The organism is Pseudomonas azotoformans (assembly GCF_001579805.1).
In the GTDB taxonomy this organism is placed as follows: domain Bacteria; phylum Pseudomonadota; class Gammaproteobacteria; order Pseudomonadales; family Pseudomonadaceae; genus Aquipseudomonas; species Aquipseudomonas azotoformans_A.
This window is the reverse complement of sequence record NZ_CP014546.1, coordinates 6,561,302-6,575,945: the sequence shown is the minus strand read 5'-3', so window position 1 is coordinate 6,575,945 and position 14,644 is coordinate 6,561,302. Positions and strand designations below refer to the sequence as shown.

Genomic DNA, 14,644 nt, shown 5'->3' with positions numbered 1-14,644 from the left:
GGTGGTCCATGTTCAAGAAGACTCTAGGCACCCTGGCGCTGGCAATGGCGTTCAGCAGCGTGGCGCTCGCCGAGGAAGTGAAGATCGGCTTCCTGGTCAAGCAAGCGGAGGAACCCTGGTTCCAGACCGAATGGGCCTTCGCCGAAAAAGCCGGCAAGGACCAAGGTTTCACCGTGATCAAGATTGCCGTGCCGGACGGTGAAAAAACCTTGTCGGCCATCGACACCCTCGCCGCCAACGGCGCCAAGGGCTTCGTGATCTGCCCGCCGGATGTGTCCCTCGGCCCGGCGATCATGGCCAAGGCCAAGCTCAATAACCTCAAGGTGCTGGCGGTGGACGATCGTTTCGTCGACGCCAAGGGCAAGCCCATGGAAGACGTGCCTTACGTCGGCCTGGATGCCTACAAAATCGGCCAGAAACAAGGCGAAGCCATGGCTGCCGAAGCCAAGCATCGCAACTGGGATTGGAAGGAAACCTACGCCGTCATCAACACCTTCGATGAGCTGGAGACCGGCAAGAAACGCACCGACGGTTCGGTCGAAGGCCTCAAGGCTGCCGGCTTGCCCGCCGATCACATCCTGTTCAGCGCGCAGAAAACCCTCGACGTGCCTGGCAGCATGGACGCCACCAACTCGGCCCTGGTGAAACTGCCCAGCGGCGCGAAAAACCTGATCATTGGTGGCATGAACGACAGCACCGTACTGGGCGGTGTGCGCGCCACCGAAAGCGCCGGTTTCAAGGCGGCGAACGTGATCGGCGTCGGCATCAACGGCACCGATGCGATTGAAGAGCTGAAGAAAACCGACACCGGCTTCTACGGCTCAATGCTGCTGAGCCCTGACGCCTCCGGCTACAAAACCGCCAGCGCCATGTTCGAGTGGGTCACCAAGGGCACCGAGCCTGCCAAGTTCACCGCGTTGGACAACGTGACCCTGATCACCCGCGCCAACTTCAAGGAAGAGTTGAGCAAAATCGGGCTGTGGAAGTGACCGGCGCGGCCCTGCGTTTCAACGGCATCGGCAAGGAATTTCCCGGTGTGAAAGCCCTGGCGCAGATCAGCTTTGAAGCGCGGCCGCGCGAGGTGCATGCGCTGATGGGCGAGAACGGCGCGGGCAAGTCAACGCTGCTGAAGATCCTCGGCGGCGCCTACCTGCCGAGCAGCGGAACACTGCAGATCGGCGAGCAGACCATGGACTTCAAGTCCGCCGCCGACAGCATTGCCAGCGGCGTGGCGGTGATCCACCAGGAGCTGCACCTGGTGCCGGAAATGACCGTGGCCGAGAACCTGTTCCTTGGGCATTTGCCGACGCGCTTCGGGGTGGTCAACCGCAGCCAGTTACGCAAGCAGGCCCTGGCATGTCTCAAGGGCCTGGCCGATGAAATCGACCCGGACGAAAAGCTCGGTCGACTGTCCCTCGGTCAGCGCCAGCTGGTGGAAATCGCCAAGGCGTTGTCCCGTGGCGCCCATGTGATTGCCTTCGACGAACCCACCAGCAGCTTGTCGGCGCGGGAGATCGACCGCTTGATGGCGATCATCACGCGCCTGCGCGATGAGGGCAAAGTCGTGCTCTATGTGTCGCACCGTATGGAAGAGGTGTTCCGCATCTGCAACGCGGTGACGGTGTTCAAGGACGGCCGCTATGTGCGCACCTTTGACGACATGAACGCGCTGACTCATGACCAACTGGTGACCTGCATGGTCGGTCGCGATATCCAGGACATCTACGATTACCGGCCACGGGAACAGGGCAATGTCGCGCTGAAGGTCGACGGCTTGCTTGGCCCAGGCCTGCGTGAGCCGGTCAATCTGCAGGTGCACAAGGGCGAGATTCTCGGCCTGTTCGGACTGGTCGGGGCAGGGCGCACGGAGCTGTTTCGGCTGCTCAGCGGGTTGACCCGCAGCACCGCTGGCAGTCTGGCACTCTGCGGGCAAACGCTGCGCTTGCAGTCACCCCGTGACGCCATCGCCGCGGGCGTGCTGCTGTGCCCGGAAGACCGCAAGAAGGAGGGCATCATTCCGCTGTCCAGCGTGGCCGAGAACATCAATATCAGCGCGCGCGGTGCCCATTCCACCTTCGGTTGGCTGCTGCGCGACGGCTGGGAAACGGCCAACGCCGATCGGCAGATCAAGGCGATGAAGGTCAAGACGCCCAACGCCGAACAGAAAATCATGTACCTCTCCGGCGGCAACCAGCAAAAGGCCATTCTCGGTCGCTGGCTGTCGATGCCGATGAAGGTGCTGCTGTTGGACGAACCGACCCGTGGCATCGACATCGGCGCCAAGTCGGAGATCTACCAGATCATCCACAACCTGGCCGCCAGCGGTATTGCGGTGATCGTGGTGTCCAGCGACCTGATGGAAGTGATGGGCATCAGCGACCGCATTCTGGTGATGAGCGAAGGCGCCCTGACCGGCGAACTGACCCGAGACCAAGCGGACGAGGCTCGGCTGCTGCAACTGGCTCTCCCGCGTTCGCGGGCTTGAAGAATTCGAGGTGAATGATGTCTGAGGTAAAAACTGCAAAGGGCTTCTGGCCGGGTTTCAACCAGCGAAAGTTCCTCGATGACTGGGTGATGTTGCTCGCCGCGTTGAGCATTTTTGTGCTCAGTGCGTTGTTTATCGATAACTTCCTTTCACCGTTGAATATGCGCGGGCTCGGCCTGGCGATTTCCACCGTGGGCATTGCGGCGTGCACCATGCTGTTCTGCCTGGCGTCGGGGCACTTCGACTTGTCGGTGGGCTCGGTGATTGCCTGTGCCGGTGTGGTCGCGGGCATTGTGATCCGCGACACCGACAGTGTGGTGCTCGGCGTGTCCGCTGCGTTGGCCATGGGCCTGGTGGTGGGGCTGATCAACGGCATCGTCATCGCCAAGCTGCGTATCAACGCATTGATCGCGACCTTGGCGACCATGCAGATCGTGCGTGGACTGGCGTACATCTTCTCCAACGGCAAGGCCGTCGGCGTGATGGACGAAGGCTTCTTCGTGTTCGGCAACGGCCAACTGATGGGCGTGCCGGTGCCGATCATCATCACTGTGCTGTGCTTTGTGTTCTTTGGCTGGCTGCTCAACTACACCACCTACGGGCGCAACACCATGGCCATCGGCGGTAACCAGGAAGCGGCGTTGCTGGCTGGCGTAAATGTTGATCGCACCAAGATCATCATCTTTGCCGTGCACGGCTTGATCGGCGCCCTGGCCGGGGTGATCCTCGCCTCGCGCATGACCTCAGGCCAGCCGATGATTGGCCAGGGCTTTGAGCTGACCGTGATCTCGGCGTGCGTCTTGGGCGGCGTGTCGCTGAGCGGCGGCATCGGCATGATCCGTCATGTGATTGCCGGGGTGCTGATTTTGGCGATCATCGAGAATGCGATGAACCTGAAGAACATCGACACCTTTTACCAGTATGTGATCCGCGGTTCGATCCTGCTATTGGCCGTCATCATCGACCGCATGAAGCAGCGCTGATTGGGTCATAATGCTCGCCGTTTTCGTACCACCACATAGGCCCGATATGCAGGAAAACGCCCACACCCCCGTCAAAGACGCCGCCCCCACCGGCACCCAGACCCTGCTGCGTGGCCTGGGCGTGGTGCAAGCGGTGGCGGCCGGTGCGCGGGATCTGAAAGAGATCGCCAAGCGCATCGGCACCACCCGCAGCACCACCCACCGCCTGGCCAGTTGCCTGGTGGAAGAGCGTTACCTGCGGGTGGTGCCGCAGGTCGGTTACCTGCTGGGGCCGAAGTTGATCGAGCTGGGTTTCCAGGCGCGGGAAGAGCTGCCGCTGGTGACTCTGGCGATACCCTATCTGGATGAATTGTCGGCGCTGACCGGCGACACCATCCACTTGGCCATCCGCGAATACGACGACGTGTTGTACCTGCACAAGAACCCCGGCCGCAACGGTCCGGAAATGCGCTCACGGGTCGGCCATCGCATGCCGCTGGCACGCACCGGGATCGGCAAGGCATTGCTGCTGGATGACACGGTCGCAGAGTGGCAGCGCCTGTACGAAGTCAGCCTGCCGGCGGGTGGGAAAAGCCTGCAATGGCCGCAGCACCCGGAGCAGTCCTGGGCACAGTTCGAGCAGCGCATGCATGAATACGTGGTGGGCGGTTATGCGTTCGACCTGGAAGACAACGAACCGTCGATCCGTTGCGTGGCCGCTCCGGTGCGCGATGCCAGCCGGCGCATCGTCGCCGGCATCAGCATCGCCAGTACCGTGCCCTACATGCCGCTGGAGAAAATGGCCGAGCTGATTCCTGTGGTCAAACAGGTCGCAGCCCGGCTGTCAGCGGAGTTGGGCGCGAAGGCCTGATCAGGCCTTCAACGTCGCCATGTCGATGACAAAGCGGTACTTCACGTCGCCGGCGATCATGCGGCTGTAGGCTTCGTTGATGTGGCGGATGTCGAGCATTTCGATGTCGCAGGTGATGCCGTGCTCGGCGCAGAAATCCAGGACTTCCTGGGTTTCTGCAATACCACCGATCAACGAACCGGCCAGCACCTTGCGGCCCAGCACCAGCTTGGCGGCGTTGACGGGCGGGTCCACCGGCTCGATCAGGCCGACCAGGATGTGCACGCCGTCAAAGCGCAGCACGTCGAGGTAGGGGTTCAGGTCGTGCTGCACAGGGATGGTGTCCAGCAGGAAGTCGAAGCTGCCGGCGGCGGCTTTCATCTGGGCTTCGTCGGTGGACACGATCACGTGATCGGCGCCCTGGCGGCGGCCTTCTTCGGCCTTGCTTGCCGAGCGGGTGAACAAGGTCACTTCCGCGCCCATGGCCTTGGCAAACTTGATGCCCATATGGCCGAGGCCGCCCATGCCCAGCACGCCGACTTTATCGCCGGCCTTCACGCCGTAGTGCTTGAGCGGCGAGTAGGTGGTGATGCCAGCACACAGGATCGGCGCGGCGCTGGCCAGGTCAAGCTTGGCCGGGATCTTCACCACGAAATGTTCGCTGACCACGATGCTGTCGGAGTAACCGCCCATGGTGTTGCTGCCATCGACGCGGTCCGGGGTGGCGTAGGTCATGGTCGGGCCTTCGAGGCAGTATTGCTCCAGGTCCGCTTGGCACGCGTCGCAGTGACGGCACGAATCGACCATGCAGCCCACGCCCACCAGGTCACCGACTTTGTGCGCGGTGACGTTGGCGCCAATGGCGGTGACCTTGCCGACGATCTCGTGGCCGGGCATCAGTGGGTACACGGCGATGCCCCATTCGTTGCGCGCCTGGTGGATGTCGGAGTGGCAGACGCCGCAGTACAGGATCTCGATCGCCACGTCATCGACGCGCGGGCTGCGGCGCTGGAACGACATGGGGGCGAGGGGAGTGGTGGCCGACTGGGCGGCGTAACCGATGGCGGTGTACATGGGGAAACCTCGCAAAAGCAATGACAGGTGAGGTGGCGCATTCTCCGCGCCGGGTCCTGATGCGGCCATGGCGATTGCTCCGAGTCTCATGCCTATTCGTCCGGGAGTGCCCCGTGTTTGGATCCTTGTGACGCCAGACCTGCGATGATGTTCTCATCCCCTTTTCGCGAAGTTTTTTGCCATGCTGCTCACCCGCCATCTCGACGCCAACGCCACACTGGTGGCCTTGATTGAGGGGCTTACGCCCTGCGACGGTTTTTCCCCGACGAACCTGCCTGGCGTGCAAGTGCTGCGCGCCAGTTGCGACGTGGCGCGTGGGCCGCAGATCTATGAACCCAGCCTGATGTTCGTGGCCCAGGGCAGCAAAGTCGCCTACCTGGGCCCGCGTACGCTGGAGTATGGCGCCGGGCATTACCTGATCCAGGCGATGCCGGTGCCGTTCGAATGCGAGACGTTTGCCATGGCGTCCTATGCGCCGTTGTACGGCGTCACGGTGGGCATTGACCGCGTGGTGCTGGGGGAACTGGTCATGGCCATGGGCATTCAGGCCGGGCCGCCACCGACGGCGCAGACGCTGGAGTCGATGAGTTCGGTAATGCTCGATGACGCGATGCGCGGCGCCGTCGAACGGTTACTGCAATGCCTGCACGATCCACTGGAAAGTCGGATCATGGGCCCGGCGAGGGTCAGGGAAGTGTTGTTCACCGCATTGCGCGGGCCGCAGGCGGATGTGTTGCGGGCGTTGGTGGAACAGCAGGGGCAGTTTTCGCGGATCGCCACGTCGTTGAATCACTTGCATGCCCATTACGCCGAGCCGCTGAATATCGAGACACTGGCGGGGTACGCGCACATGAGTGCGTCGACGTTTCATGAGCATTTCAAGCGCTGTACGTTGTTGTCGCCGGTGCAGTACCTGAAGCGTTTGCGGTTGCTCAAGGCCCAGCAATTGTTGCTGGTGGACGGCATGGGTGTGGCGCAGGCGGCGCATAGCGTGGGGTATCAGAGTACGTCGCAGTTCAGCCGGGAATATAAACGCTACTTCCTGCGCAATCCCGGCGAAGAGCGCGCCGCATAAAAAAGGCCCCCATTCGGGAGCCTTTTTGTTCAAGCAGCGGGCTTACATGTTCGGGTAAGTCGGCCCACCCGCGCCTTCCGGCGTGACCCAGGTGATGTTCTGCGAAGGGTCCTTGATGTCACAGGTCTTGCAGTGCACGCAGTTCTGGGCGTTGATCTGGAAGCGTTTCTCGCCGTCTTCCTTGGTGATCACTTCATACACGCCAGCGGGGCAGTAGCGCTGCGCCGGTTCATCGTAGAGCGGCAGGTTGGTGCCGATCGGGATGCTCGGGTCTTTCAGCTTCAGGTGGCACGGTTGCTCTTCTTCATGGTTGGTGCTGGAGAGGAACACCGAACTCAGCTTGTCGAAGCTCAGCTTGCCGTCGGGTTTCGGGTAGTCGATCTTCTTGCTGTCCTTGGCCAGCTTGAGGCAGGCGTAGTCCGGCTTGGTGTCGTGCAGGGTGAACGGCATCTTGCCGCCCAGGATGTTCTGGTCGAACCAGTTGAAGCCGGCGCCGATGATCGGGCCGAACTTGTGCATTGCCGGGCCGAAGTTGCGGCTGGCGAACAGTTCTTCGTATAGCCAGCTGGATTTGAAGCTGTCGACGTAAGCGGTCAGTTCATCACCGCCTTCGGATTCGGCGAACAGGCGGTCGGCCACGGCGTCGGCGGCGAGCATGCCAGACTTCATCGCGGTGTGGCTGCCCTTGATCTTGGCGAAGTTCAGGGTGCCGAGGTCGCAACCGATCAATGCGCCACCTTTGAAGACCATCTTCGGCAGCGAGTTCAGGCCGCCTTTGCAGATGGCGCGGGCGCCATAGCTGATGCGCTTGCCGCCTTCCAGGTACTGGGCCAGCACCGGGTGGTGCTTGAGGCGCTGGAACTCATCGAACGGCGACAAAAACGTGTTGCTGTAGGACAGGTCGACGATCAGGCCAACGACTACCTGGTTGTTTTCCAGGTGATAAAGGAACGAGCCGCCGGTGTTTTCGGCGCTCATGATGTCGAGCGGCCAACCGGCGGTGTGCACCACCAGGCCTGGCTGATGCTTGGCCGGGTCGATTTCCCAGATTTCCTTCAGGCCGATGCCGTAGTGCTGGGCGTCGGCGTCGCTGTCCAGGTTGAAGCGCTGGATCAGTTGCTTGCCGATGTGGCCACGGCAACCCTCGGCGAACAGTGTGTACTTGCCGCGCAGTTCCATGCCTGGGGTGTAGACGCCTTCTTTCGGGTTGCCTTCACGGTCGACGCCGAGGTCGCCGGTGATGATCCCGCGCACTACGCCGTTTTCGTCGAACAGCGCTTCCTGGGCAGCGAAGCCTGGGTAGACTTCCACGCCCAGGTTCTCGGCCTGCTGGGCCAGCCAGCGGCACAGGTTGCCCAGGGAGATGATGTAGTTGCCTTCGTTGTGCATGGTCTTGGGCACAAAGAAGTCAGGTACCTTGGTGGAGGCTTCGGGGCTGCGCAGTACATAGATGTCGTCGCGCACCACCGGGGTGTTGAGCGGGGCGCCGAGTTCTTTCCAGTCCGGGAACAGTTCGTTCAGGGCGCGGGGTTCGAACACGGCACCGGAGAGGATATGCGCGCCGACTTCGGAGCCTTTCTCGACCACGCAGACGCTGATTTCCTTACCGGCTTCGGCGGCCTTCTGCTTTAGTCGGCAGGCGGCAGACAGTCCCGCCGGGCCAGCGCCGACGATGACCACGTCGAATTCCATGTATTCGCGTTCCACAGGCTATCTCCTACTCAAGGCTCAACAGGCTTTTTTTTCTAATGGGTGGAGGTTCGGTGTCGTCTTGCGGCAACGGCAAGACCCACCTTTCTCTCTAGGTGGCGCATTATATCTACACCACTGCTAGCGTCCAATACAAACGTTTGTTTGAATTGCCCGCAGGCTAGGTAAATCAAAGTGGTGCGGCTTATGACTGGCTATTTTGCCGTATTGACCAGAATAGGTGTTCCGGTCAATATACGGTCGGTTTTGCGCTAACCGTAGGCAGACTGCAGGTTTCAAGAGCACGTCCAAAAGCAAGACAGGTGGCGCGCGTCCAGACACTGGCGCGCAGTTTACACGCTGCGATAAAGAATGACCTCTCAGTCACCACTGACGAACGGTCATCATTTCCCGTGAGCAAGGTCACCGCCTGCGTTTTTGGAGGTGCCCTTGTGTGCCGATGAGCATCAACCGCCAGGTTCGCCTAGGCGACTTTCTTTTCACCGGAGAGTAACGAGGAATCCATGAAGGTTCTTGTAGCTGTCAAACGCGTTGTCGATTACAACGTGAAAGTTCGCGTCAAGGCGGACAATTCCGGCGTCGACCTTGCTAACGTCAAGATGTCGATGAACCCTTTCTGCGAAATCGCTGTGGAAGAAGCCGTCCGCCTGAAAGAGAAAGGCGTGGCGACTGAAATCGTCGTGGTTTCCATCGGCCCTACCACTGCTCAAGAGCAGCTGCGTACCGCCCTGGCACTGGGTGCCGACCGCGCCATCCTGGTCGAGTCCGCTGAAGACCTGACCTCCCTGGCCGTGGCCAAGCTGCTCAAAGCCGTTGTCGACAAGGAACAGCCTCAGCTGGTGATCCTCGGCAAACAGGCCATCGACAGCGACAACAACCAGACTGGCCAGATGCTGGCTGCGCTGACCGGTTACGGCCAGGGCACCTTCGCCTCCAAAGTCGAAGTGAGCGGCGACAGCGTGGCTGTGACCCGTGAAATCGACGGCGGCGCGCAGACCGTTTCCCTGAAACTGCCGGCCATCGTCACCACCGACCTGCGTTTGAACGAGCCGCGCTACGCGTCCCTGCCAAACATCATGAAAGCCAAGAAGAAGCCGCTTGAGTCGGTCACTCCTGAAGCTTTGGGCGTTTCCACCGCCTCCACCAACAAGACCGTCAAGGTTGAAGCACCGGCTGCACGCAGCGCGGGCATCAAGGTCAAGTCGGTGGCCGAACTGGTCGAGAAACTGAAAAACGAAGCGAAGGTAATCTGATCATGACTATCTTGGTAATCGCTGAACACGACAACGAGGTAGTGGCCCCGGCCACCCTGAACACCGTGGCTGCCGCTGCGAAAATCGGTGGTGATATCCACGTGCTGGTTGCAGGTCAGGGCGCTGGCGCCGTGGCTGAGGCCGCTGCGAAAATCGCTGGTGTGAGCAAGGTGCTGCTGGCCGACAACGCCGCGTACGCTCACCAACTGCCGGAAAACGTTGCCCCTCTGGTTGCAGAGCTGGGCGCTGGCTACAGCCACATCCTGGCTGCCGCTACCTCCAACGGCAAAAACATCCTGCCACGCGTTGCCGCGCAGCTGGACGTTGACCAGATCTCCGAGATCATCTCGGTTGAAAGCGCCGACACCTTCAAGCGCCCGATCTACGCCGGTAACGCCATCGCTACCGTACAGTCCAACGCTTCGGTCAAAGTCATCACCGTGCGTGCCACCGGTTTCGACCCGGTTGCCGCCGAAGGTGGTTCGGCTGCCGTTGAAGCCGTCGCGGCTGCCCACGACGCTGGCACTTCCAGCTTTGTTGGCGAAGAGCTGGCCAAGTCGGATCGTCCTGAGCTGACCGCTGCCAAGATCGTCGTGTCCGGCGGGCGTGGCATGCAGAACGGTGACAACTTCAAGCACCTGTACGCCCTGGCCGACAAGCTGGGCGCTGCGGTCGGCGCTTCCCGCGCGGCCGTCGACGCAGGTTTCGTACCCAACGATATGCAGGTCGGCCAGACCGGCAAGATCGTTGCGCCACAGCTGTACATCGCCGTCGGTATCTCCGGCGCGATCCAGCACTTGGCCGGTATGAAAGACTCCAAAGTGATCGTTGCGATCAACAAGGACGAAGAAGCACCAATCTTCCAGGTGGCTGATTACGGCCTAGTGGCGGACTTGTTCGAAGCTGTACCTGAGCTGGAGAAGCTGGTCTAAACCAGCGGCTTCACTTATAAAGAGCCCGGTCCTTGTGACCGGGCTTTTTTTTGACTTGGAGACACACGCCATGGAATTGCGCCCTTGGGCGGTACTGCTGGGCCTCACATTGCTGCCGACGCTGTCGCTGGCCGCCGGCAAATGCGATCGCCTGGTGATCACCGGCAGCCCGGATGCGCCGCCGTTGCTCTGGCGCGACCCGCAAGACCCCACGCACCTGATCGGCGCCACCGCCGATGTGTTGCAACAAGTGGGCAAGGACCTCGGCTTGAAAATCGACCTGCTCTACGGTGGCAAGCGCTCCCTGGCCCTGGAGGAAGTGCGCAGCGGGCGCATGGACATCCTCGCCGACGCACCGCTGAACCTGGGTGAGCTGGAAACCCTCGATTACATCCACCCAGCTTTGGTGCAACTCGACTACCTGGTGTGGACGCGCAAGGACTCGGCGCTGGCCTATGCCACAGCCGCCGACCTGCACGGGCACAAAGGCGCGGTGTCGGAACGTGCGCGTTTGAGCGCGGCCTTCGAAACCTTCGCCGGTGAGCAACTGAGCCTGCAACGCCTGCCGTCGCTGACGCCGGCGTTCCAGAAGCTGCTGCTGGGTGAAGTCGACTACGTGCTGGCCGGGCGTTATTCCGGCATGGCCATGGCGCAGACCCTGGGCATGAGCAACGACCTGATGGCCCGCGATATCCCCATCGACCAGCCGGGCCTGTACCTGGCGATTTCCCACAACTCGGCCTGCAATGATCCGTGGCTACGCGGACAGCTGGCCAAAAAGATGACAGAATTGCCCGCGTCCGGTGTGGCGCAAGCTGCGTTGCAGAGCAATCTGGAGCGCTGGAAAGCGCAATTGCAGCAACCCGTCGGCACCCCAACAAAGTAGGGATTTTCAGTGACTCTTCGACCTCTTTTCGCGGCCCTCGCCGTTGTCGCTCTGGCGGGATGTGCAGCCGATCCTGCGCCGAATGAACAAATGCGCCTCACCCAGCAAGCCCTGGAGCAAGCCAGTGCCGTGGGGGCCAACGCGGATGAATCGCCCGAATTGAAACTGGCCGAAGCCAAGTTCGCCCGGGCCAAGTCGAGCATGGCCGACCAATCCTACAAAAATGCCCGTATGCGTTTCGAGCAATCCGAGCTGGACGCACGCCTGGCCGAAGCCAAGGTGCTGACGCGCAAGAGCCAGGAACAACTGAACGTGCTCAACAGCCGTATTACCCGCCTGCGCAAGCAATTGCAGTTGGGGGAAGCCCAATGAGCCCGATGATCCGTAGTTTGAGCTGTGCGGTGCTGTTGGGCACCGCCGTGTTGGGCGGTTGCTCCAGCCATCCCGACAGCGAGCAGGCCTTGCAGCAGGCAGGTAACGACTTCCAGCAAGTCAAGGAAGACGCCAACGTGCTGCGCTTTGCGCCCAAGGACGTGATCCGCGCCGGTGAATCCCTGGCCCGTGCCGACCGTTTGTCCAGCTACTGGGGCAGCGGCGCCGACGTGGTGCATTACGCCTACCTGAGCCAGCGCTACAGTGCGATTGCTCGCGAACACAGCGAGCAGGGGCTCAATGAAGAACGCCGCGTCAAGCTCGAACTGGAGCGCCAGCGCCTGCAATTGGCCCTGCGTGAAAACAAGCTGATCAGCGTGCAGCAGCAGGGCAAGTGGCTTGAAGAGCAGATCGCCAGCCTGGCCACTACCCAGACCGATCGCGGCCTGGTGATGACCCTGGGCGATGTGCTGTTCGATACCGGTGAAGCAGAGCTGAAAAACTCGGCCAACCGCACGGTGCTGAAAATCGTACAGTTCCTGCAACTCAACCCTAAGCGCGTGGTGCGCATCGAGGGTTATGCCGACAACACCGGTGGCGAACGCGAAAACCTCAAACTGTCGCGTGACCGCGCGCAGTCGGTGGCGGATGTGCTGGTCGACCTGGGGATCGACGAAAAACGCATCCAGGTCGAAGGCTACGGCGACCAGTATCCTGTCGAAGCCAACGCCTCCGAGCGGGGCCGGGCGCAGAACCGTCGGGTGGAAATTGTGTTCTCGGATGAGAAAGGTCAATTGGGCGCCGCTCGATAAACCTGCCTTCTCCCATCAGCCCGGGTTTATCCCGGGTTTTTGTTGCCTGTAACTCCATGACCCAACCCTTACAGTTTTTGCTGTCACTCCAACGCGCGCTCGACTATTGTGGCAACTGTCCCCGTACACTTCTAAACTGTGCCGGTATGTTTCACACAAAAATAAAATACCCGTGAAATCGAGTGCTGCGTCATGACCAATCTGTTGCTTTACCAACGTATCGCCCAGCAACTGGCTGAGGATATCCGGCGCGGTGTCTATCAACCGGGCGAACGCGTGCCTTCGGTGCGCAAGATGAGCTCGCAGTTGAACGTGAGCCACGCCACGGTGTTGCAGGCCTACGCCAACCTGGAAGACCAGGGGCTGATCCGGGCGCGGCCGCAGTCCGGCTATTACGTGCACCAGACGCCAGCACTCACCGCGCCGACGCCGGACATCGCCCGGGTCGAACGCCCGGGCTTGGTCACCCGCAGCAGCATCATCCAGCAGGTATTGGGCGAGTCGCGCCGTGAAGGCGTGTTCCCACTGGGCGCCGCCGTGCCGAGCGTGGACTACTTGCCAGTACGTGCGCTACATCAGCAACTGGCCAAGGTCACGCGCTTCCAGAGCCCACGGGCATTCAGTTACATGTTCAGCCCCGGTTTCGAACCGCTGCGCCGTCAGGTGGCGATCCGCATGCGCGATGCGGGCGTGGTGGTGGACCCTTCCGAAGTGGTGATCACCCACGGTTGCGTCGATGCGTTGCAGATGTCGCTGCGCGTGCTGACGCGGCCGGGCGACCTGATTGCCGCAGAGTCACCGACCTATTACGGCTTGCTGCAACTGGCCGACCTGTTGGGCCTTAAAGTCATCGAGATCCCCAGCGATCCGTCCACCGGCATGAGCCTGGAAGCCCTGCAACTGGCGGCCAACCAATGGTCGATCAAGGCGTTGGTGTTAACCACGCGCCTGAGTAACCCGCTGGGCGGCACCATGCCTGAAGAACGGCAGAAACAGTTGCTGCGCCTGGCGTCGGACTTCGATATCCAGATTGTCGAGGACGATATCTACGGCGAGCTGATGTTCGAACTGGGCCGCACCAAGGCCCTGAAGGCCTATGACCGCCTGGATCGGGTGATCTATTGCTCCAGTTTTTCCAAGACGCTGTCCCCCGGCGTGCGCATCGGCTGGATGATCGCCGGCAAGTACCAGCAGGAAATCCAGCGCTTGCAGATGTTCAGCACCCACTCCGCGTGCAGCGTCACGCAGATGGGCGTCGCCGCGTACCTGGAGAACGGCGGCTACGATCGCCACCTGCGTTACATCCGTCAGGAGTACCGCAAGAACCTCAGCGCCTTCCAACTGGCCGTGCAGCAATATTTCCCGGAAGGCACACAGATGACGCGTCCGACCGGCGGTTTCATCCTGTGGGTCAGTTTGCCCGGACGGGTCAATACTCAGGAACTGCACGTGCGCGCACTGCAACAGGGCATCAGCATCGCGCCGGGGCTGATTTTCAGTAATACCGAACAGTTCAACCACTGTATTCGCCTCAACTGCGGTACGCCGTGGAACCGCGAGGCAGAGCGTGCGCTCATGACTTTGGGGATGCTGGCGAGTCAGTTGTGCCAGGAGACGGCAGCCGGACTGTGACGCTCAGAACGGGGACAAATCCTATAGCACGCTAATCACCGCGCTTGTCATGCCGCGCACAACAAGCGAGCATATGGCCCTCTGCCGTTAATGCTGTAGGCAATATGACTTCGATTGTTCGCGCGGTTTTGGTGATTGGCTTGTTAAGCCTGTGCAACGTCGGCACAGCGCTGGCGGCAGCCCCTGTGAGCGAAACGAAGCCCGCCGCCAGTACCGAGCAGAAGACCCCCGCGAAAAAGCCAGCCCCCGTAAAACAAGCGCCAACGGTGAAAAAAACCACCGCCGCCGCCAAGAAACGTGCGGCCAGTAAGTCCAAGGCGTCCCGCGAAGTGACGCAGACGCAATTGCCACCGGCACAGTTAGACCTGTCGCTGCCGTCGGACATGGTCAGGCACTTGCAGCCTATCGGCACCATGCCCAAACCCAAAAGCGTGCCCCTGTTGCCGCCGATGTTCGGCGAGAAGCCCACCGACAACAGCGCCTTCCAGATCAATGGCCGCTTGCTCAGCAATGAAATGAAGCTGCAATTGCGCAACGAAGAACGGCGCGAAGTGGAAGGTGCAGCGTTGGAATTCGAATTCAAGCAGTAAACTTTTCCCAC

At 61.1% G+C, this 14,644-nt stretch carries 14 protein-coding genes; 12 read left to right on the top strand and 2 right to left on the bottom strand.

The annotated features are described in order from the left end of the window. Positions 1 to 8: 8 nt before the first annotated feature. From AYR47_RS30220 to AYR47_RS30205, 4 genes are read left to right on the top strand one after another with little or no spacing between them, the layout of a single operon-like run. Positions 9 to 989: a substrate-binding domain-containing protein gene (locus AYR47_RS30220; RefSeq protein WP_033901250.1), complete on the top strand. Its 981-nt coding sequence runs from the start codon at positions 9 to 11 to the stop codon at positions 987 to 989. After that, positions 986 to 2,485, top strand: a complete 1,500-nt coding sequence (araG, locus tag AYR47_RS30215; protein ID WP_061449504.1) for an L-arabinose ABC transporter ATP-binding protein AraG — start codon at positions 986 to 988, stop codon at positions 2,483 to 2,485. Before AYR47_RS30220 ends, araG begins: the two co-directional genes overlap by 4 nt. 17 nt (positions 2,486 to 2,502) lie before the next feature. Further along, on the top strand, positions 2,503 to 3,468 hold the full coding sequence (araH, locus tag AYR47_RS30210; RefSeq protein WP_028617559.1) for an L-arabinose ABC transporter permease AraH: 966 nt from the start codon (positions 2,503 to 2,505) through the stop codon (positions 3,466 to 3,468). Positions 3,469 to 3,514: 46 nt separating this feature from the next. Next, positions 3,515 to 4,318 carry an IclR family transcriptional regulator gene (locus tag AYR47_RS30205; RefSeq protein WP_016979999.1) on the top strand — a complete coding sequence of 268 codons (804 nt, stop codon included), beginning with the start codon at positions 3,515 to 3,517 and terminating at the stop codon, positions 4,316 to 4,318. Here AYR47_RS30205 and AYR47_RS30200 read toward each other — a convergent pair whose 3' ends face one another. Next, positions 4,319 to 5,371, bottom strand: coding sequence for an NAD(P)-dependent alcohol dehydrogenase (locus AYR47_RS30200; RefSeq protein WP_061449283.1), 1,053 nt, complete (start codon positions 5,369 to 5,371; stop codon positions 4,319 to 4,321). 181 nt (positions 5,372 to 5,552) lie between these two features. Between AYR47_RS30200 and AYR47_RS30195 the strand changes: the two genes are divergently transcribed. After that, on the top strand, positions 5,553 to 6,446 hold the full coding sequence (locus AYR47_RS30195) for an AraC family transcriptional regulator (protein WP_033901247.1): 894 nt from the start codon (positions 5,553 to 5,555) through the stop codon (positions 6,444 to 6,446). Between the two features lie 42 nt (positions 6,447 to 6,488). Here AYR47_RS30195 and AYR47_RS30190 read toward each other — a convergent pair whose 3' ends face one another. After that, positions 6,489 to 8,153 carry an electron transfer flavoprotein-ubiquinone oxidoreductase gene (locus tag AYR47_RS30190; protein ID WP_016980002.1) on the bottom strand — a complete coding sequence of 555 codons (1,665 nt, stop codon included), beginning with the start codon at positions 8,151 to 8,153 and terminating at the stop codon, positions 6,489 to 6,491. 506 nt (positions 8,154 to 8,659) lie between these two features. Between AYR47_RS30190 and AYR47_RS30185 the strand changes: the two genes are divergently transcribed. The 7 genes from AYR47_RS30185 to AYR47_RS30155 all read left to right on the top strand — a co-directional run bounded on the left by AYR47_RS30185 (position 8,660) and on the right by AYR47_RS30155 (position 14,633). Continuing rightward, the gene (locus tag AYR47_RS30185) at positions 8,660 to 9,409 is read left to right on the top strand and encodes an electron transfer flavoprotein subunit beta/FixA family protein (protein WP_017138339.1); all 750 of its coding nucleotides are present in this window, start codon (positions 8,660 to 8,662) and stop codon (positions 9,407 to 9,409) included. Between the two features lie 2 nt (positions 9,410 to 9,411). Then, positions 9,412 to 10,341, top strand: a complete 930-nt coding sequence (locus AYR47_RS30180) for an electron transfer flavoprotein subunit alpha/FixB family protein (RefSeq protein WP_061449282.1) — start codon at positions 9,412 to 9,414, stop codon at positions 10,339 to 10,341. Between the two features lie 70 nt (positions 10,342 to 10,411). Beyond that, the gene (locus tag AYR47_RS30175; RefSeq protein WP_033901245.1) at positions 10,412 to 11,227 is read left to right on the top strand and encodes a substrate-binding periplasmic protein; all 816 of its coding nucleotides are present in this window, start codon (positions 10,412 to 10,414) and stop codon (positions 11,225 to 11,227) included. A 9-nt stretch (positions 11,228 to 11,236) separates the two neighbouring features. Next, positions 11,237 to 11,599 (top strand): DUF4398 domain-containing protein, encoded by a 363-nt coding sequence (locus AYR47_RS30170; RefSeq protein ID WP_033901244.1) that lies wholly within the window; start codon positions 11,237 to 11,239, stop codon positions 11,597 to 11,599. After that, on the top strand, positions 11,596 to 12,411 hold the full coding sequence (locus AYR47_RS30165) for an OmpA family protein (RefSeq protein WP_061449281.1): 816 nt from the start codon (positions 11,596 to 11,598) through the stop codon (positions 12,409 to 12,411). Before AYR47_RS30170 ends, AYR47_RS30165 begins: the two co-directional genes overlap by 4 nt. Before the next feature lie 192 nt (positions 12,412 to 12,603). Then, positions 12,604 to 14,043 carry an aminotransferase-like domain-containing protein gene (locus AYR47_RS30160; protein ID WP_015885400.1) on the top strand — a complete coding sequence of 480 codons (1,440 nt, stop codon included), beginning with the start codon at positions 12,604 to 12,606 and terminating at the stop codon, positions 14,041 to 14,043. A 104-nt stretch (positions 14,044 to 14,147) separates the two neighbouring features. Further along, positions 14,148 to 14,633, top strand: coding sequence for a hypothetical protein (locus tag AYR47_RS30155; RefSeq protein ID WP_033901242.1), 486 nt, complete (start codon positions 14,148 to 14,150; stop codon positions 14,631 to 14,633). The last annotated feature ends 11 nt before the right edge of the window (positions 14,634 to 14,644 follow it).